The sequence below is a fragment of the Pseudomonas sp. AC252 genome (assembly GCF_979258105.1).
Window position 1 is genome coordinate 4231267 of record NZ_OZ409837.1, and the last position, 19846, is coordinate 4251112.

General features: G+C 57.6%; 14 protein-coding genes and 3 pseudogenes. 7 read left to right on the forward strand and 10 right to left on the reverse strand.

Annotated elements, in window-relative coordinates:
• The first annotated feature begins 119 nt into the window (after positions 1-119).
• The 7 genes and pseudogenes from ACZZZ4_RS19340 (at position 120) to ACZZZ4_RS19370 (ending at position 7973) form a co-directional block, all read left to right on the forward strand.
• A pseudogene (locus tag ACZZZ4_RS19340) lies at positions 120-1816 on the forward strand (sulfatase-like hydrolase/transferase).
• Positions 1817-2022: 206 nt separating this feature from the next.
• Positions 2023-2676, forward strand: a complete 654-nt coding sequence (locus ACZZZ4_RS19345) for an ABC transporter ATP-binding protein (protein ID WP_415763018.1) — start codon at positions 2023-2025, stop codon at positions 2674-2676.
• Positions 2676-5144, forward strand: coding sequence for an ABC transporter permease (locus ACZZZ4_RS19350; RefSeq protein WP_463548481.1), 2469 nt, complete (start codon positions 2676-2678; stop codon positions 5142-5144). The genes ACZZZ4_RS19345 and ACZZZ4_RS19350 overlap by 1 nt, the downstream gene beginning before the upstream one ends.
• Positions 5134-6201, forward strand: coding sequence for a lipocalin-like domain-containing protein (locus ACZZZ4_RS19355; protein WP_463548482.1), 1068 nt, complete (start codon positions 5134-5136; stop codon positions 6199-6201). Before ACZZZ4_RS19350 ends, ACZZZ4_RS19355 begins: the two co-directional genes overlap by 11 nt.
• Positions 6202-6847: 646 nt before the next feature.
• Positions 6848-7090 carry a hypothetical protein gene (locus ACZZZ4_RS19360; protein ID WP_463548483.1) on the forward strand — a complete coding sequence of 81 codons (243 nt, stop codon included), beginning with the start codon at positions 6848-6850 and terminating at the stop codon, positions 7088-7090.
• Between the two features lie 11 nt (positions 7091-7101).
• Complete coding sequence (locus tag ACZZZ4_RS19365) at positions 7102-7302, forward strand: hypothetical protein (RefSeq protein ID WP_463548484.1); 201 nt, start codon at positions 7102-7104, stop codon at positions 7300-7302.
• Positions 7303-7388: 86 nt separating this feature from the next.
• Positions 7389-7973, forward strand: coding sequence for a hypothetical protein (locus ACZZZ4_RS19370; protein ID WP_415763011.1), 585 nt, complete (start codon positions 7389-7391; stop codon positions 7971-7973).
• A 323-nt stretch (positions 7974-8296) separates the two neighbouring features.
• On the opposite strand, the gene ACZZZ4_RS19375 is transcribed toward ACZZZ4_RS19370, so the two are convergent.
• The 10 genes and pseudogenes from ACZZZ4_RS19375 to ACZZZ4_RS19420 form a co-directional block, all read right to left on the reverse strand.
• Positions 8297-9124, reverse strand: a complete 828-nt coding sequence (locus tag ACZZZ4_RS19375) for a glycosyltransferase family 2 protein (RefSeq protein ID WP_463549290.1) — start codon at positions 9122-9124, stop codon at positions 8297-8299.
• A 131-nt stretch (positions 9125-9255) separates the two neighbouring features.
• Complete coding sequence (locus ACZZZ4_RS19380) at positions 9256-9777, reverse strand: hypothetical protein (RefSeq protein WP_463548485.1); 522 nt, start codon at positions 9775-9777, stop codon at positions 9256-9258.
• A gap of 56 nt (positions 9778-9833) precedes the next feature.
• Positions 9834-10674 (reverse strand): annotated as a pseudogene (locus ACZZZ4_RS19385) (RHS repeat domain-containing protein); the annotation flags it as partial.
• A gap of 177 nt (positions 10675-10851) precedes the next feature.
• Positions 10852-11193 carry a hypothetical protein gene (locus ACZZZ4_RS19390; RefSeq protein WP_415763007.1) on the reverse strand — a complete coding sequence of 114 codons (342 nt, stop codon included), beginning with the start codon at positions 11191-11193 and terminating at the stop codon, positions 10852-10854.
• Entirely contained in the window at positions 11190-11645 is a 456-nt protein-coding gene (locus tag ACZZZ4_RS19395) for a hypothetical protein (RefSeq protein ID WP_463548486.1), read from the reverse strand. The genes ACZZZ4_RS19390 and ACZZZ4_RS19395 overlap by 4 nt, the downstream gene beginning before the upstream one ends.
• A pseudogene (locus ACZZZ4_RS19400) lies at positions 11624-11888 on the reverse strand (RHS repeat-associated core domain-containing protein); the annotation flags it as partial. The pseudogene ACZZZ4_RS19400 and the gene ACZZZ4_RS19395, both read right to left, overlap by 22 nt.
• Positions 11889-11952: 64 nt before the next feature.
• A complete protein-coding gene (locus ACZZZ4_RS19405) occupies positions 11953-12297 on the reverse strand; it encodes a hypothetical protein (protein ID WP_167351290.1) in 345 nt (114 codons plus the stop codon).
• Positions 12294-16982 (reverse strand): RHS repeat-associated core domain-containing protein, encoded by a 4689-nt coding sequence (locus ACZZZ4_RS19410; protein WP_415763003.1) that lies wholly within the window; start codon positions 16980-16982, stop codon positions 12294-12296. Before ACZZZ4_RS19410 ends, ACZZZ4_RS19405 begins: the two co-directional genes overlap by 4 nt.
• Positions 16982-17719, reverse strand: a complete 738-nt coding sequence (locus ACZZZ4_RS19415; RefSeq protein ID WP_129999826.1) for a DUF4123 domain-containing protein — start codon at positions 17717-17719, stop codon at positions 16982-16984. The genes ACZZZ4_RS19410 and ACZZZ4_RS19415 overlap by 1 nt, the downstream gene beginning before the upstream one ends.
• Entirely contained in the window at positions 17709-19751 is a 2043-nt protein-coding gene (locus ACZZZ4_RS19420; protein WP_463548487.1) for a type VI secretion system Vgr family protein, read from the reverse strand. The genes ACZZZ4_RS19415 and ACZZZ4_RS19420 overlap by 11 nt, the downstream gene beginning before the upstream one ends.
• Positions 19752-19846 lie beyond the last annotated feature (95 nt).

Consider the following 19846-nt stretch of genomic DNA (forward strand, 5'->3'; position numbering starts at 1 on the left):
TTTTTTTGACGCTTTGCCCGGCTATCAGTCATTTCTTGCGCTTTGATGGCCGGGTGCTAGTGTCAGGTTCTGACCGACAAACCTTTGACATCTGCCCTTTTCCGACCACCGGTATCGCCATGTTCAAGTACGCCAAGGAACTGCTCTTAGTTGCCTATCTGTTGCTCTTTTCCGACTATTATCTGGATCGGTTAAATGCTATCGGGTGGGGTCGCAATGCACTTGTTTTTGGCGCGATGTTTTTGGCGCTTACTTTCGCGTTATATCTAAGTGCGTATATACGTCAGGCTCTCGTTCGACATGCATTCGCATTAACGATGTTTGCCGCAGCAGTTTTTTTGATGTTTACACCCGGGTCACCGCGGATTACCTGAGGTACAGCGATTTTGTCTCGCTGGTGTACTCCGGCGGCTTCATTCAGGAAGCCGCGTATCAGTACCGCGATGCGATCCTGCGCGCGGTGCTCAGTGGCTTGTTGCTGTTGTTCGGCATCGGGCTCAAACCGCGTCATGCGCTGTTCATCCCCAATACGTTGCGAGTAGCGGCTCCGGTCATCGGCGTGTTAGTGCTCAGCGGATTGCTGTTTTTACGGGCGGGCGAGGGCGCGCGTGGACTGCCGATCATGTACACGCCGCTGGCCTACCTGAATCTGTTTGCCTACGAAGCGCTGCATGACACCGTCGGCCCGCGTGAACCAGTGACGCTCACACGCTCCGCACCTGCCATTGACCACGACATCGTGCTGATCATCGACGAAAGCATTTCCGGCAATTACCTCGATATCAACGCGCCGTTCGGTGTGCACAGCAACCTCAAGCAAGCACCGGCCGGGGTTGATGTCTTCAACTTCGGTTATGTCGCGTCCATTGCCAATTGCAGCGCCGACACCAACGTCACCTTGCGCTACGGCGGCACCCGCGCCGATTACAGGCGCATCAACAGCACGCTGCCGTCGATCTGGCAGTACGCGAAAAAGGCCGGGCTCGGCACGGTGTACATCGACGCCCAGCGCACCGCCGGCAATCTGCAGAACCTGATGACCGCTGCCGAGAAAAACGACATCGACAGTTTCGTGCAATTCGACCAGACCAGCGTGCGCGACCGCGATATGGCGGCAGCGGCGAAGCTGATCGAATTGCTCAACGACGATCACGCGGAGCTGATCGTGATCAACAAGGTCGGCGCGCATTTTCCGGTGCATGACAAATACCCGGACGCGTTCATGGCTTACCGGCCAACGCTGCCACGCGGGCAGTTCACCGAAGTCGCCGACACTGGCGAACGCGCCGGTTTCAATGGCCAGCCGGATGACTGGGTGCTGTATCGCAACGCCTACAAGAACACGCTGTTGTGGAACGTTGGCGAATTTTTCGCCCGGGTGTTTGCCCAGGCCAACCTCAACAACGCGCTGCTGATCTACACCTCCGATCATGGTCAGGATCTGCATGAGCGCGGCAACCCGGGCTTGAATACCCACTGCGGCGGCGACCCGGTGGAAGAGGAAGGGCTGGTGCCGCTGGTGGTGATTCAGGGCCGAGGATTGCAGACACCGGACTGGGCGGCGAATTTGCCGACAAACAAGGACCGCTCCAGCCACTACAACATTTTCCCGACGCTGTTGCAGGTGATGGGTTACGACCTGGCGGGGATTGAGGCGGTGTATGGCAAACCGCTGAGCATGCCGACGGCGGATGAGTTCACCTTCAACTACCGCTTCAATGCGCGGCTGGGGGCCAAGCCTGAGTGGAAGCATATCGATCTGGGCAGCATCGTGACGCCTGAGCGGGCGCCGGCGAGTGTGGCTTCGGGGCAGTGAGTTTTTGAATTGTTCGGGCGGGCCTCTTCGCGAACAGGCTCGCTCCCACATTGGAACGCGATCTCCCTATGGGAGCGAGCCTGCTCGCGAAGAGGCCTGCACAGGCAGCGACACTCTCAGCTGTTGTTCAATGAAACAGATGACCAGCGGACAAATACCGCTCCGGGCCGCTATCCTTGGCCCAGGTTCAATGATCGGGTTTGCTCATGCTTGAGGTTCGCGACGTTTTCAAAAGCTATGCCACGCCCCAGGGTTCGTTGCCGGTACTGCAAGGCGTCGACCTGACGCTGGAGGCCGGTGGCAGCCTCGCGCTGATGGGTGAATCGGGCAGTGGCAAAAGCACGCTGTTGCATCTGGTGGCCGGGCTGGACAAGGTCGACAGCGGCAGCATTCGCAGCGGCGGACATCGCCTGGAATCCATGAGCGAAGGGCAACTGGCGAACTGGCGCCGCACGGAAATCGGTCTGGTGTTTCAGCAGTTCAACCTGATCGGCAGTTTGCGCGTGGAAGACAACCTTGCGTTTCAGGCGCGCCTGGCTGGGCGCCATGAGCCGCGGTGGCAGGCGCATCTGGTGCAGCGTCTGGGGCTGGGCGATCTGCTCTCGCGGTATCCCGAACAACTTTCCGGCGGCCAGCAGCAGCGGGTCGCATTGGGCCGAGCATTGGCCTCGCAGCCGAAATTGCTGTTGGCCGATGAACCCACCGGCAGCCTCGATGAAGCGACCAGTGATGAAGTGCTGCGGCTGTTGCTGGAATTGCTCGATGACACGCCGACGACCCTGCTGATGGTCACTCACAGCCAGCGCGTCGCGGCGCGATTGGCCCAGCGTGTGGTGTTGTCGAACGGGCGGGTGGCCTGATGATCTGGCGGCAAACCCTGCGTGCGCTGCTCAGCCACTGGCGGCGCCATCCCGTGCAGTTTTTCAGTGTGCTGACCGGGTTGTGGCTGGCCACCAGTCTGCTCACTGGCGTCGAGGCGCTGAACAGCCAGGCCCGCGACAGCTACGCGCGGGCCAGCCAGATGATCGGCGGCGAACCGCAAGCCAGCCTGAGCACACCAAATGGTGCTCCATTTCCCCAGCGTTGGTTTATCGAGCTGCGCCGTCAGGGCTGGCCGGTGTCGCCGGTGTTGCAGGGCCGGCTAACGCTCAAGGGCCACGAAGACCAGCGGATTCAGGTGATGGGCATCGAGCCGGTGTCGTTGCCGGGGGATTCCGCAGTGGCCGGGCAGGCGATGCCGATTGAGCGCATCGTCGAATTTTTCAGCCCGCCGGGCAGCACCTGGATTTCTCCGGACACCCTGCAAATGCTCGGCTTGCGCGAAGGTGATACAGCGCAAACCGCGAACGGCCAGACCCTGCCGCCGCTGCTCGCGCAGAAGGACATGGCGCCGGGGTTGTTGCTGGTCGACATCGGCGTAGCGCAACGCCTGCTCGAACAACCCGAGCAATTGTCGCGACTGCTGTTGCCCAAGGATTTTCATCAGGAATTACCAGCGAGTTTCAACGAACGCTTGCAGCTCAAAAGCAGCGGTGAAGAAAACAATCTGGCGCGGCTGACCGAGAGCTTTCACCTCAATCTTGATGCGCTTGGATTTCTGTCGTTTCTGGTCGGCTTGTTCATCGTCCACGCCGCCATCGGCCTCGCTCTGGAACAGCGCCGAGGCTTGCTGCGCACATTGCGTGCTTGCGGCGTCAGTGCGCGAATGCTGATCGCGTGTCTGGTGGTTGAACTAGGTGTGCTGGCGCTGATCGGTGGGTTGTTCGGTGTGATCAGCGGCTACTGGCTGGCCAGTGTTCTGCTGCCGGACGTCGCCGCCAGCCTGCGCGGTCTGTATGGCGCGGAAGTGGCGGGGCAGTTGCGTCTGAGTCCCTGGTGGTGGTTCAGCGGCATCGGTCTGAGCTTGCTCGGCGCATTGCTGGCCGGGGCCAACAGTCTGCTGCGGGCGGCGCGCCTGCCGTTGCTGGCGGTGGCCGATCCGCAGGCGTGGCATCAACAATATTCGCGCTGGTTGCGCCGGCAGGGTTGGCTGGCGACGGCACTGCTGGCGATTGCGCTGGCGGCGCTGATCTGGGGCGACAGCCTGAGCAGCGGTTTCGTGCTGATGGCCGGGCTGTTGCTCGGTGCCGCGCTGGCCTTGCCGGTGCTGCTCAGCGCGTTGTTGAACCCGTTGCTGGGGCGCAGTCGGTCGGTGCTCGGCCAGTGGTTTCTCGCCGACTGCCGCCAGCAACTGCCTGCCCTGAGTCTGGCGCTGATGGCGCTGCTGTTGGCGCTCGCGGCGAACATCGGCGCTGGCAGCATGACCGCCGGTTTTCGCCAGACCTTCAACGACTGGCTCGAACAACGCCTGAGCGCCGAGTTGTACATCAACCCGGCCAACCCGGCGCAGGCCCGCGAGATGCACAGTTGGCTCAAGCAGCAGCCGACGGTCACCGCTGTGCTGCCCAACTGGCAGGTTTCGGTGACGCTGCAAGGCTGGCCGGCGGATGTCTACGGCATCATCGACCACCCGCACTATCGCCAGCATTGGCCGTTGCTCGACAGCAGTGGCAGCGATCCGTGGGGCAAACTGGCGACGGATGATGCGGTGATGCTCAGCGAACAACTGGCACGACGGCTGAGAGTGAAGGCGGGCGAGCATCTGCGTATTCCGACACCGAACGGCACGTGGTCGCCGCGCATCGTCGGCATCTACGCCGACTATGGCAATCCGAAAGGGCACGTGCTGATCAGCAGCGAGCACCTGTTGCGCGGCTGGCCGCAGCTCACGCCGAACCGCTTCAATCTGCGCATCGATCCGCCAAAGATTCCGGCGTTGCTCAACGCCTTGCAGGCGCGCTTTGAGCTGGATGACAACCACATCGTCGATCAGGCCCGGCTCAAGGGCTGGTCGGTGCAAGTCTTCGAACGCACCTTTGCCGCGACGGCAGCCTTGAACAGCCTGACCTTGGCCGTCGCCGGCGTGGCCCTGTTCATCAGTCTGCTGACCCAGAGCCAGAGTCGGCTCAGTCAACTCGCACCGCTGTGGGCGCTGGGCGTGACGCGCAAACAATTGATGCTGCTCAACCTCGGCCAGACCTGGCTGCTCGCCGTATTGACGTTGCTGTTGGCGCTGCCGCTGGGCATCGCCTTGGCGTGGTGCCTGGATGCTGTGATCAACGTGCAGGCGTTCGGCTGGCGCTTGCCGTTGCGGGTGTTTCCGTTGCAGTTGTTGCAATTGATGGGCCTGGCCTTGCTCGCGACTTTACTGGCTTCGGCATGGCCGCTGTATTCGCTGTACCGCACGCAACCGGCGGACTTGCTGAGGACCTTTGCCCATGAGGATTAACAGCGTCGTGTTGATGCTGGTGCTGCTGCTCGGTGGCTGCGATCAGCCTGCACCCGAGGAGAAGGGCTTTGCCGGCATGGGCGATCAGGCGCAATCCTTCACCCCGGTGGTGCCCGGTCGGGTGTTCAGTTTTCCCGCCGATCACGGCGCGCATGATGGTTTTCGCATCGAGTGGTGGTACGTCACTGCCAATCTGAAGGATCAGCAAGGCAATGATTTCGGCGTGCAATGGACGCTGTTTCGCAGTGCCCTGAAACCGGTTGCCGAGCAAGCCGGGTGGGGCAATCAAACAATCTGGCTGGGCCATGCGGCGGTTACTTCGCGCTCGGTGCACCACGCCGCCGAGCGCTACGCCCGGGGCGGAGTAGGGCAGGCCGGCGTACGGCTGGCGCCGTTCGAGGCGTGGATCGACGACTGGATGTTTGCCAGCCAGGCGCAGGATCCGTTGCGCGACATGCAACTCAGTGCTCGTGACAAAAATTTCGCTTATCAACTGCGCCTCACCTCAAGCCGCCCGCTGGTGCTGCAGGGCGACCAGGGTTTCAGCCAGAAATCTGAAGAAGGTCAGGCCTCGTATTACTACAGCCAGCCGTTTTTTCAAGCCAGCGGCACGCTGCAGATCGACGGCCAGACCTATACCGTCAGCGGCCCGGCGTGGCTCGATCGCGAGTGGAGCAGTCAGCCGCTGACCGCTAATCAGACCGGCTGGGACTGGTTCTCGCTGCATCTGGACAGCGGCGAACATGTGATGCTCTATCGCATGCGGCAGAAGGACGGCGCACCTTATCTGACCGGCACGTGGATCGCAGCTGACGGGCAGATTCAGACATTGCGCAGCGAGCAGATCAGCCTTGCGCCGCAGGACACGGCCAAGGTGGCTGATCGACCGATGCCGGTGAAATGGTCGATCCGCATTCCTGACAAGCAACTCGATATCAGCGTTGATGCGCTCAATCGCAATGCGTGGATGGATTTGCGTATTCCCTACTGGGAAGGTCCGGTGAAGATTGATGGCAGCCATCCTGGCCAGGGCTATCTGGAAATGACCGGGTATTAACGGTAGGTGCAGTTTGCCTGCGGGAGCGAGCTTGCTCGCGAAGGCTTTTTGTCGAGCGATGATTTGTTCTGCTTGACCGGGTACATATCCGTTGCTGCGGTAACGGCTGCTTAGGGTTTCGCCCTTACGGCGACTTACTTTTTTTACAAGCGCCTAAAAAAGTAAGCAAAAAACGCTATCTCCTACGTTCGGCCCTCGCAGGCTCGGGTTCCTTCGCTGCGGGATCGATCCGGGCGCAGCGGCTACGGTTTGCTTCGCTGCACCTCCTTCCGCTGTGTCTGGCCGCGCCAGACGGTCGCTGCGCTCCCACGCCCGGATCAATCCCTCCACTCAGCCTTCCGACGTCGCCGGTGGATCAAGACCAAGAGCAGGCGAGCTGACACTCGACCTCATGGTTGGCGCGATCACTGTAGCAGCTGCCGAAGGCTGCGATCTTTTGCTCTTGCTCTTGCTCTTGCTCTTGTAGGAGTGAGCCTGCTCGCGATAGCTATCTCAAAAACACCGATGAATTACAGCTTAACCCCAATCCCTGTGGGAGCTGGCTTGCCAGCGATGGCGCCATCAAGGTCACCACTAATCAAACCGCTCGGAACTCTCCCTTCGCCAATACGCTCTACCCAGAAACCCGCCATTTTCGGACTCACCCATGAGCGACGACGTGCAACTCCCAGACCTCAACACCTGGCAACGCCTGTTCGACGATCAGACTCTTTGGCAGCAATCGCCCGACGCTCACTATTTCGATTTGCAGCGCATCGCCGATGACCTGCTCGGCCAAGGCGCGATCGACCTTGAGCAATGGCAATTGCTACGCGCCAAAGCCGACGATCTGCACAAGCAGTCACCCGAGGTCAACTTCGCCCGCGAACTCGACGATCCCGAAGCCTGAGGACTCCTGCCATGAATACCACCATCAGCCAGAACGACAACCCCGACGAACCGCGCCCGGCCGGCGAAACCGAACGCGATAACGACGCCCTACGCCCGACAGATCCCAAGCAGCGACAGGACAGCGGCAAAGGCACGCCAAGTGGCGAATCCACGGCGCAAGAGACCGCCGAGCCACATACCCGCGGCCCACAAACCCAAGTCAAGCCCTGAACAGCGTCTATGCTCACCGGCACGCCCGTCGCTGAAGTCGATTCGGCAGCGGGCGTCGCCATTTCATCACAGGGAAAGTAATGCATATGAAGCTCGACGCTCTGGCCAAGGCCATCACCCTCGCAACGCTGCTTTCTGCCACCAGTTTCGGCGCTCTGGCTGCCGACATTCCGTTATCCGCCGCCGTTGAGGCCGATTCCGTTACCACCAAAGTGCTCTCCGTTGACCCGGCCAATCATCAAGTCGTGCTGGAAGGCCCCGAGGGGCGACAAGTCCACGTTCAGCTCAGCGACAAAGCGAAAAACCTCGCCAATCTTAAAGTAGGGGACTTGGTGAAGATCGAGGTGCAGCGATCTGTCGCCGCTTATCTCGATACAGATGTGGATAAAGGTCTGCCAGGCACCACCGAACGTACCGGCGAACTGCGCAAGGCTCCGGGCAGCGACAACCCGGGCGGTGAGGCTTATCGGCAGGTTCAGGTGCAGTTGAAAATCAGCAAAATCGATTTGAAGACCCATCAGGTCACCTTGGAAAATCCGTCGGGACAATCGAAGACGCTCGATGTGCAGAGGCCGGAGATTCAGGCCAAGTTGAAGGATCTGAAAGTAGGGCAGAGCGTTATTGTCACTTATACCGATATCTTGAAAGTGACCAGTCAGCACGATAGTTGAGTAGTAGCTCTACAAGTTTATTGCTCTTGTACAGCTTTATGTATGAGAGCAATCATGTAAAGTTTTTTGTAAGACAATTCTCGGGGAAAATCGGTAAAACACAGTTTTTAACTTTTCAGTTCAAAAATTTCATGTTTCCCCAGGACGACATATCCACTTGTTTGAATTAAAATCCTCGGCGTTCGCCCAGTGTCAGGGCTCTTTACCGGTGCAAGGATTGCCAGGCCGTAACACTGGGCGAACTCCACTACTTGCAAAAGTTGTATACAGAATCTGCAGAACAAAAAGGGCGACTTTGCAGTCGCCCTTTTTATTGCTTTCGATCAAGTCGAAGCTTGCATGCCGGCTTTGCCGTGCTGCGCCTGCAAGCGTTTGAGGGTCTGCTGGTACATTTTTGTCCGGCGATGATCCTTGCCATACGTGCCCGCCGCCGCAACGGTGCCGGCCTGGATGTGATCCAGATAGCGAAAGATCCTCCGCGGCGAGAGGAACCTGACGCCATAGCCCAACTCGACCATCCGATCCTGAAGCGTGTAACCAGGTACCTCCTCATCCATACAGAAGTGCAAACCCAGCGACTTCATCAAACGCGCATTCCACAGCGTGCAGAAACTTTTCAGATGGGTTTCTTTATACGGACGTGGCGGTTTCGAACGCAGGCCAAGACGAACTTTGAGTCGACGAACATGATGTTTGCAGAACCGCGAAGTTAACCGCCAGGTATCTCGCAGCCACCCACGATCAAGCTGCTCAACACAACCGACCGCCGCCATGTCCGCACTTTTCGCGCATTCGCGCATCATCATCGCGAACACTTCCATGTCGTAGACAAAGGTGTCGGTGTGCAGCAGAAACAAGTAATCGGTCTCAACTTTCGCCAAGGCCAGATCCAGCGCCTTGCCATGGGCAATATGCCCCATTTCCTTACCCGGCGACGGCCGCTCGATCAGATTGATCCAGTCCAGCGAACGCAAATAATCGAGGCTGGCATCCGCCGAATCGTTGTCCACCACCCACACTGGAATGTCCTGCGCCTGGACATGCTCGCGCAACAGCTCCAGACACATGCGGGTAATGTCCGGGGTTTTGTAATTGACCAGAACGAGGCTGAAGTTGGATTGCGGCTGGGAGGGTAGATCGAAGGCTTTCATGTCGGAGGGACTCATCCACGGCTCAAGACGACAGGTTGATGAGCCGGGATGCTAGCGGGGAAGCTTAGGTGAAGCTTAATTTGGGAGGGTTGGACCTGCGGGAATATGACGACGTATATGGTTGGAGATGACTACCGGACCTCTCCATGCGTTTGCCAGGTTCCGAAGTAAAGCTCATCCAGTTGGCGTTTGCGGATTGCCAGGTATTCGTCCCATACCTTGGGAAAATCCTCATCTCTGGTTAGCGGAAAAGTCAGATAGATGTGTTTGCCGACAACACTGATGTACTGGCGCGCACGTTTGAAGGCCGGCTGTTCGTATAGTGCAAGGCTTTCGTCGTAAGCGTCGTGATGGTGGCGAATCGTTACTCGATGAGGGGCAATCATCCCTCGCGCAAAATCGATCACCCAGTCGCCGTCTACGGCCGTACGTAAATAGCCGAAAACACCATCGACCGAGAGCAAAATGCAGGTGTTGGCCTGGTTGCCGTCCTCGTCGTTCGCTAGAACAATCTGGTCTGCGAAGTATTTGATCGTCTGGTCATCCGGACCCTGTAGAAGCAAGCTCCAGCCCTCGACGCCCATGCGAAACTCACCGATGTTGTGAAAGGTTGCGGTCCATCGATTTGCAAGCGTTATCTGACGGGTATTCATTTGGGTTTTCAGTCTCAAATTCCCTGGTTCATTTTTTCTGGCGATGCTAGCGAGTTCGCTGAGTGCAGCGTCGCGAGATTATCGTAGGCCGGGTACTTCACGACCACATGATCTTGCCGGTGTAGCAGACGAGTCCTTGAGGGAAACGGAGGTGCTTGAGTTGGTAGTAGACGAGCCGGCTTTCAACGGGCCTTCGCCGTCGAACATTGCCAACGGGCGAAAGCTGCCCGGTTCGTAGATGTAACTGCGGTAGCGGTTCTCGGCGCTTTCTGCGATCAGGCGTTCGCCTTGCCAGAGGAATTCAGTGGTGTGGCCGTCGAAGCTTTTCGCGATGCGGCGGCCGAAGGCTTCATATTTGTAGCTTGCGGTGCGGCCTCCCGGCAGGCTGACGCCGATCAGGCGATGCTGGCAGTCGTAGCGGTATTCGGTGACGAGCTTTTGGCCGGTGCCGCGACGTTCGCGGATCAGGTTGCCGTAGGCGTCGTAGTCGTAGTGGCGGTCGCCCTGCATGAGCAGGCGATTACCTTTGACGTTGGCGAGGTTGGCTGCGGGCAGTTGATTTTGGCTGAGCAGGTTACCTGCCGGGTCGTGAGCGAAGCTCTCTGGGATGGCGCCGCGTACGCTGAGCAGGCGATCCAGTGGATCGTAGTGATAGCTGCTGTTGCCTTTGCGGCTGTCGTTAATGCCGGCGAGGTTGCCGTTGGCATCGTAGTTGTAGCGGCGCTGGAACAGGTGTTTGTCCCGCTGGCTGACGCTGTGTGCTTGAAGTCGGCCCTGTTCATCGTTATTGGTACTGGCTGAGCAGCAAGCCTTGCTGCCGCTCTTGCTCGCGACCGGCGTTGAATTGGTGAGACGTGAGGCGTGAACCTTGAGGCCGATGCTAGTCAGGTGACCGCCAGCTGGCGGTTATACAGTTTTCATTTGATCTGCGTGAATGATTTAGTTTGTATTCCTAAATTCGTAGGGGTTGAAGCCTCTCCGAAGCCAAAGCTTCTGTAGGTAACAGTGTTGAGGTTGGTTTTGTTTTTGATGAAAAATAGCATGCGTAGTTTATTAATGATTGGCTCGTTGTTTTCAATTTTCGCGCATGTATCGCTCTATTTTCTCAATATATTTTTTTTTGCATGTTGTTCGGAATATTTCCAAGGTTTTGGCAGAGTCGCCGATTGGTTCGCCTTTTCGATCGTATTTAATTGTAAGAAACTCTACCACGAACTCGCCCTTTGGGTCTCCCTCAGGTTCTACTCTAGAATCGAAGCAATAGCCTGTGCTTTGTCTTGCACCACCTAATAAAATAGAACTGCTAAACCAGTGCGCGGTTTCCGGTGTTAGTTCTATTTCGTACAAATTATTTATCGTTATTGTCCAGTCGCTAGGCACTCGGAGTGGCTGTAGTTCGAATTCAAGTTTTTTCATTTTGCTTTACCCATGTATTTTTTTACTAGCTGTGGTGATGCCGGAAAGCTGTGGATCACAGGCTTATTTCCTCCATCAGTTAGTTCAATTCTTATCCAGTTTTTAAGTTGTCCCTCGTTGTAGCCCACAGGGTGTTCGGATCTGTAAAACATGAATCGAGTGCCACCGTGGTCGAATACGTTTCCATCTTTTATCGCCCCATATGCAGCTTGTTTTTCGAATCCTTTAACATTGTTTGCGATGTCGGGCAGATAAGAAGCTTCAGGTTGACCACCACGTGATCCATTACCCAAACTCAATTCTCTGGCTTGGTCGGCAGATTTCGCATTCAGATGTTTCGTTTTATGGAAGCCTCCTGGCCTCTGCGCGTTATAGACGTCGGATCTTAACTCTTTCCGCGTCTGGTAATCGCTAGTATCAACGCGCTTGGGAGGGCAGTTATTGCTGCTCAACCCCAACGGATCCACCCATCCAGTAGGGTTAGGCACGTACTGGTAGCTATTCAACCCGCCCGCAAGCTTGATCGGATCCGGCGTCAAGAACCGCCCAGTACCCGGATTGTAGTAGCGGTGGCGGTTGTAATGTAAGCCTGTCTCGGCGTCGAAATACTGACCTTGGAAGCGCAGCGGATTGTCGATTTCACTGACATCCAGCGCTGCGAGATTGCCGTAGGCGCGGTACTTCGCTGACCACAGACAAATGGGGACAGACTTATTTCAGTGCTTAAAAAGTAAATCTGCCTCCATTTTTCTAAATTTTTTACACTTCCAACATAAAGGATTCGATCTTCTCGATAAATTCAAGTTTGCTCTTGGTTCTGAATTCTCCAAGGAAAATTTCTGAGTTTTTTATCGGTTTCCCTTTGTGGTCATATTCAATTGTTAGAAAGTCAATTACAAAATACCCTTCGGGATCACCTTCCGGCTCCACTCTAGAATCAAAACAGTGCCCAGTGCTTCGGCGGACTCCACCAATCAAAACCGAGCTGGAGAACCATTCACTTGTATCAGGTGTAAGCTCGACTTCAAATAGGTTGTTGATTGTTATCGTCCAACCGCTTGGCACGCGTATAGGGTGAAGCTTGTGCTCTAGTTTTGGTCTCATTTCACATTGCCCATATATTTTTTTACCTGTTCAGGGGCGGCTGGAAAACTATGGATGACAGGCTCGCCGGCTTTGGATAGCTCTATCCTGACCCAGTTTGTCAGTTCTCCATTGTTGTAGCCGACTGGAGTTTCTGATCTATAGAACATATATCTTGAGCCGCCGTGATCAAACACATTTCCATCGCGCACTGCTGAGTACGCTGCTTGTTTCTCAAATCCGCTCACATTATTAGCGATATCGGGAAGATAGGAGGCCTCAGGTTTTCCGTCTCTGGTGCCTTGGCCTAGACTTAGCGATTTCGCTTGTTCTGCCGATTGTGCATTTGTGTGCTTTGTCGCATGCCTACCTTCTGGACGTTTCGCATCATAAATATCTGTTCGTAGATCTTTACGCGTCTGGTAATCGCTAGTATCAACGCGCTTGGGAGGGCAGTTATTGCTGCTCAACCCCAACGGATCCACCCACCCAGTAGGGTTAGGCACGTACTGGTAGCTATTCAACCCGCCCGCAAGCTTGATCGGATCCGGCGTCAAGAACCGCCCAGTACCCGGATTGTAGTAGCGGTGGCGGTTGTAATGTAAGCCTGTCTCGGCGTCAAAATACTGACCTTGGAAGCGCAGCGGATTGTCGATTTCACTGACATCCAGCGCTGCGAGATTGCCGTAGGCGCGGTACTTCGCCGACCACATGATTTCGCCACTGTAGTCGGTCAGTTCCTGCGGTGTGCCGAGGTGGTCGAGTTGGTAATAGAACGGGGCCGCTTTTAGCGGGCCTTCGCCGTCGAGCATTGCCAACGGGCGGAAGGTGCCCGGTTCGTAGATGTAGCTGCGATAACGATTTTGTGCGCTTTCGGCGATCAATCGTTCGCCTTGCCAGAGGAATTCAGTGGTATGGCCGTCGACGGTTTTCTCGATGCGGCGGCCAAAGGCGTCGTATTTGTAGGTGGCGGTGCTGCCGCCTGGGAGGCTGACGCCAATCAAGCGGTGTTGGCAATCGTAGCGGTATTCGGTGACGAGTTTTTGTCCGGTGCCGCGACTTTCACGGGTCAGGTTGCCATAGGCGTCGTAATCGTAGTGGCGGTCGCCTTGCATGAGCAGGCGATTGCCTTTGACGTTGGCGAGATTCGCAACGGGCAGGTCATTTTGTCCTAGCAGATTGCCTGCCGGGTCATGGGCGAAGCTCTCTGGCATGGCGCCGCGCACGCTAATCAATCGGTCGAGCGGATCGTAGTGAAAGCTGCGGTTGCCTTTGCGGCTGTCGTCGATTCCGGCGAGGTTGCCGTTGGCGTCGTAGTTGTAGCGACGCTGGAACAGGTGCTTGTCCCGTTGGCTAACGCTGTGCGCTTGCAGACGTCCCTGTTCATCGTATTGGTATTGGCTAAGCAGCAGACCTTGTTGGCGCTGTTGCTCTCGACCGGCGTTGAACTGATGAGAGGTCAGGCGAGAACCGTTGAGGTCGATGCTGGTGAGTTGCCCGCCAGGCTGGTGGCGGTAATCGAGTTTGCTGCCATCGGGCAAGCGGCAGTGCTTGAGCTGGCCGACGTTATCGTATTCGTAGCGCAGAGTGCCCCAGCCTTGGTGCTCCTCGATGAGTCGGTCTTGCAGGTCGTATTTGTAGGCGAGCGGCCAGTGGCCGTCGTCAACGTTAACGAGGCGGCCAAGCGCGTCGTAGCTGTAGTGAATCTCTTCGCCGTCGGGCAGCGTTTTTGCAAGCAACCGGCCTGCGGCATCACGCTGATATTCGGTGACCAGTTCGCTGCCGTCGTCGCCGAACTCGGTTTTCTTCAGCAGTTGGCCGTTGAGGTCGTACTCGTAGCCAGTCCGACGACCATCGAAGCCGGTTTCCTGTTGAATCAGGCCGTTGGCGTAGTAATCAAGGTGATAGTGCTCGCCGCGCTCGTTTTCAATTTCAGTGAGCAACAGACGCGAGTTGTCGTAGCGGTAGCGCAGTTGGCTGCCGTCGGGATTGATGCGGCGGCTGACGAGGTGAAGATTGTCGGCATATTCATAGCGGGTGATACGGCCAAGTTCGTCACGTTCAGCAGTGACATTGCCATAGGCGTTGTAGCTGAATGCGCGAGTGGCGCCGCCGGGCAGCGTAACTTGGGCAAGGCGATTGGCAGCATCCCATTGGTAATGAGTGATCGCGCCGGACTCTTCCTGGCGAGTGATCTGCCTGCCTAGTGCATCGTAACGGTACTTGCGCTGACCTCCGTCGGGAAGACGTTCTTCAAGCAGTTGACCGAGATTGTTCCAACCGAGTTGATGACGGCTGCCGTCCGGGTGACGGATTTCCAACAGACGACCCTGCGGGTCATAGCTGTAATGGGTGGCATTGCCGTCCGGGTCAATCTGCGCAGTGACATCACCCTGTCGGTTGCGTTGATACTTCCAACTGGCTTTGCCGCGACGAACGTCGCTGACGAAACCATTGATGTATTCGTAAGTGGTGGCTTCGTCTTCCGGCGGGATGACCGCGGTTATCAATCCGTTATCGTCATAGCGATATTCGGTAACGGCGCCCAACGGATCCTTTTCGGCGATTAATTGGCCTTTGTCGTTGTAGGCCTTGAGATGCTCGGCGCCGTCCGGGTCGATCTTGCGGATCAATCGGGCCTGATCGTCGTGGGTGTAGACCTCTTCGCTGCCATCGGCGTTGGTTACGGTGACGCTGCCTTTGTCGTCCCAGATGTACTGCGCTTCCATCTGCGAAAAGTTGGCCCAGTGACGGGTGCAGCGAGACAGCTTGCCTTCGTTTTCCCATTCCCAATAGAACGCCGCGCCGCCTGCCAATTGCCGCTCGAGAATGACATGCTGGTCGTTGTAGCGATAGCGTTCGGCTTCGCCGGCGGGGTTCTTCGCCTCGACCATGCGATATTGCGCGTCGTAGCTATAGGTGACCAGCGTTTGCACGGTAGTCCAGACGTCTTCCAGATTATCGGCGGGCAGAAACTGCTGATAATCGACGGCGATGATGTGCTTGCGGTCATAGCGCAGAAGCAAGGCGCGACCGGCGCCGTTGTCGAGGCGCTTGATGCGGCCGTGGATGTCGCGGGTGACGTGCAGCCGATTGCCATAGCTGTCGCTGATGGCGATCAGGCTGGCGCCTTTGCTGTCATGACGGAAATGGTAGAACGATGGACGCTTGCCTGCCTGAGCCAAAATCAATTCGGCTGGATCGTCACCCAGGAAAATGGCAGCACGTGAAAGGCTGTTGGTGATGGCCGGACGCTGCTCACTTGGAAGCGGAAACACCGTGGAGCGGTTTTCCTGGTCGGTCCAGATGACTTCGTCGCCGTTGATCTCGATGCGATGAGCGAGCGCGTGGCTCCAGCCATAGCCCAGACCGCAGTCGATTTCCACAGCACTGGTGCGATAGAGGCGGGTCCATTCAAATGGGAGCAGGCCGTCGAGGTGGCCATCAGTTAACGTCAGTAACTCTTCGCCAGTGACCATCGAAACAGGGCAGCCGCTAGTGCAAGTCTTTGCAGCAGGTTCTGCGCTCTTTTCGGCGGGATTTGTCGCCTGGGTCGATACATCATCAGCGACTCTGCCTTCAGCAAGTCTGGCGTTTTTCTTCCCATCAAAACGCAACTCGGAAATCCCGTTCCTGACCTTCGCCGTCACCCCTCGGGCGGCCACTGCGGTGTACTTGGCGACATACTCCATAAAGCCGTTGATGATCTTGAACACCGACTTCACGAAGCCGATCACGGCCTTGATGACAAGCTCTCCGTACTTCTTCAGTCGGGCCGCAAGGTAGATGACGCCGGTACCTTCTGCCGCGATGGTCAATACCACGCCGATCACGATGTCGATCGCAATGCCAACCACAATTGCCGTGGTCATCTTTGCTACATCGCCTGCCATTTTCATCGGCGGCAAGCCCGCCAGCCAGATCACCGCACTGCGTACCAGCAAAAACAAAGCAGCTTCGTCACTTGCCAGCAACATGGCTTTTTTCATGATGTCAGGCGAGCTTTTGGCGACTTTGATCAGTTCGTCTGCGCCAGCGCCGAGATCCTTCGCAAACTTTCCTGGGTCCTGGAGGATGTCGAGCACGAGACTGATGCCGTCCCATACGCCCTTGATCGCTTCCCAGCCACCTTCAAGAATGCCGTTGCCGATGGCCATGGCTGTGCCGGAGGTTGAGAGATTCGACCATTGCGGTTTGAAGCCGGCCCATTCCTTGCGTAGGAAACCTTCAAGGTCCGCAGTCACACCCCTGTAGGAACTGAAGAGGGCGTCGATCTGCGCCGGGGTCACTTCGTTATGGACGCGAATCGTGTAGAACTTGCCGGGTACACCCCCGGTCCACGCGGCCTTGCCTTGGGCGTCGAGTTTTACCTTGCTGATCGCACCACCGTCCACCGCCACGATTTCGACTTCGATATCGCCGACGGGAATGTCGTAAACCGATTCGAATTTGCTCTCGATCAGCAACGGTCCCTTGAGCGGACATTGAGCCACGTTCGACGTAAAACTACCGTCGGTCATGCTCACCGCTTTACTGGTGTTGCCCGCCTTGATGACACGCTCCATGCCCAGCAAAGACGGCATGTCAGCGGCACGGCTACCCTTGTCGAGGGCCTGTGCATACCAGGTTTTGGTTTGCTCCTGATACAGCTTCAGACTGTCCTTGAAGGTGTTCAGTTGGTTGTCAACAAAGGCAACGCGATCCATCAGCCTTGCTCCAGAATCAGGTGGTTTATCAATGCTTCTTTAAGATTTTGCGGCGCATCCGGGCGGCGCACGAAGCGGGTGATTTTCAGCTTCAAATTGTTCTCGGGCCACGCGGTGTAGAGGTCCGGGCGGTCTTCTTCCAGCCATTGCATCAGGTTGCTGACCAGCGTCGCCGGATTGTCCTTGCTCAATCCTTCCAACAACCCCTTCGGCACCTCCCACCACGGCCAGTCCCGCACCTTCGGCACCACCCGCGTGCCCACTTCCAGCGCTTGTCCATTAATCAGATACCGCTCAAACACCGGCAGCACTTCTCCAGCCTTCTCCCCAAGTCCCCGCAGAATCGGATAAATATGCCGTCCATCCCAAAACCGGAAAAACACCTCGGTGCCATCCGGCATTTTCACCTGCGTCAGGCTGCGCAGATGTTCGAACACTTCGTTCGGTTCTGAACGCGATACCGCCAGCCAGCCCCAGTCGAGGGCGTCGGTTTCGGCGATCCATGGCAGGAAGGCGGAGTTGGCTTTGAGTTCGGTGAGGTAGGGCATCACCGGTTGCCAGGTGGAGTAGGGCGTGCCGCCCCAGATCGGGATGAGCTGGGCGGTGGGTTCGGTGAGGTACAGGGTTTTCAGCGCATCGGCGTCGCTGGCGGCGCTGATGATCAGGTACAGGCGCTCGCCGCTTTGCAGCGGCTGTTGCGCCAGCCAGTCCTTGGGGGTGATTCGTTCAGATGGCACAGGCACCTGCCTTGCATTTTTCGCATTCTTCGCAGAACGGCGCGTTACGTTTGAGGGTGTTGATTTGCGCCGGGGTCAGGACCTGACCAGCCTTGTCGGCATCCGCCTGTTTCAACACGCCCGGCATCAACGGCGCAGCACCAGTCCCACTGCCGGGGCTGCCACCAGAGTTCATGTTGATCACCGGCCCGCTCATGGTCACGCCGCCGGCGTCGATCTTGATGAAGCTGCCGCCGCCGACCAGGGTCAGCTCCGAACCGGCTTCCATCACCACTTTCATGCCGCTGCTCAGGTGGATTTCCTGACCTGCGTCGATGAACTGGCCGGTGCCGATCTTGATGTGCTGATTCACGCCGACGGTGAGGTGGTCGTTGGCGCGGGTTTCGACTTTGCGGTCGGCGTAGACGGTGTGGTGTTCTTCGGCCTTGAACTCGGTGTAGCTGTTTTGCTCGACGGTGTCGTGGCGTTCGTTGCCGACGCGGATTTTCTGGTCGTGCTCGATGTTCTCGTCCCAGTCGCGCTGGGCGTGCAGGTAGATCTGTTCCTGACCTTTCTTGTCTTCGATGCGCAGTTCGTTGTAACCACCGCCGCCCATCGAGCTCAGGGTCTTGAAGGTGCTGCGGGTCTTGTTGGCCGGCAGGGCGTACGGGACGGTGTTTTCCTTGTGGTACAGGCAGCCGCTGATCAGCGGTTGATCGGGGTCGCCTTCAAGGAAGGTGACGAGCACTTCCATGCCGATGCGCGGGATGGCGATGCCGCCGTATTGGGCGCCGGCCCAGGCGCTGGAGACGCGCAGCCAGCAACTGGTCTTGTCGTCGGCCTGACCTTCGCGGTCCCAGTGGAACTGGACTTTGACCCGGCCGTATTCGTCGCAGTGGATTTCTTCGCCTTTCGGGCCGGTGACTACTGCGCTCTGGCTGCCGAGGATGCGCGGTTTCGGGTGGCGCAGCGGCGGGCGGTTGGGTACGTCCCACGGCGTGGCCTGGAAGCGGTTGCGGTAGCCCTGGTGGAAATCGTCTTTCAGCGCGGTGGTGTCGCTGGTCACCGACTCCTCGAGCACTTGCGGCTGCTTGCCTTCATGCAGGACTTCGGTGAGCAGCCAGAGGTCGTTCCACTTGGCTTTCGGGTGTCCGGTCAGGGCGAGGAAATGACCGCTGACCAGCAACGGCTGATCGCTCTTGCCTTCGGCGAGCTGGAAGTCGCTGCGGTGGCGTTCGAGGGCGCGTTTGGCCAGGTGCTTGCCGCGCTCGCGGTCGATGAAACGGCCTGGGTAATCGTAGTCTTCGAGGTCGGGCAGGGCGTCGCCACGGTTTTCGCTTTCCAGGGTCAGACGCGGTTTTTCGAAATCGTAGTCGCGGCGGGTGGTGCGGCTGGTGCGGGTTTCCAGGCGCAGGTCGAAACGTTTGATCACCGGGTTGCTGGCGACCATGCCCGAGTCTTGCTGATAGGGCACAGGGGCCAGTTTCGGGAACACCGTCTGGTCATCGCCGAAAACGAGCTTGTGCGCCGTGGCGCTGTGCTGGAAGTGAAAGTGAATGCCTTCCTCTTCGCACAGGCGCTGGATGAAGTGCAGATCCGACTCGTCGTATTGCACGCAGTAGATGCGTTCGGGATAGATCGAGCCGGTCTTGAATTCGTAGGCGTTGCCTTGGATGCCGTGCTCTTCCAGCACCATGCCGATGATTTTCGGCACGCTGAGATTCTGGAAGATGCGTTGGTTGATGCGGTGCGCCAGATACGCCAGTTGCGGGCGCAAGGTCACCGAATAACGGGTCAGGCGCTTGCCGGAATCGCCTTGCGCGGCGCGGTAGATCAGGCCATGAATGCCGCTGCCGTCGGGCGACAGCTGCAGGAAGGCCGGTTTGTGCAGCAGGGTTTCGAGGTCCAGCGACGGCTGCTCACTGACCAGCTCCACCTCGAAGACAAAAGGCTGGCTGATGGCTTCCCGACCGGTGAGGGTAAACACCTGGAAATCGGCGGAAAGCCCTTCGATGGTCAGGGCAAAGTGGGTTTCATTGGCCGGCGCGAACATCCCTTGTTCCTCGTGCTGTACAGCGGCGCTCGTCGACGGCCGCAAAAAAGCGGCTCAACGTACGCGAAATTCTGGAGGGGCGTAAACAACATCGA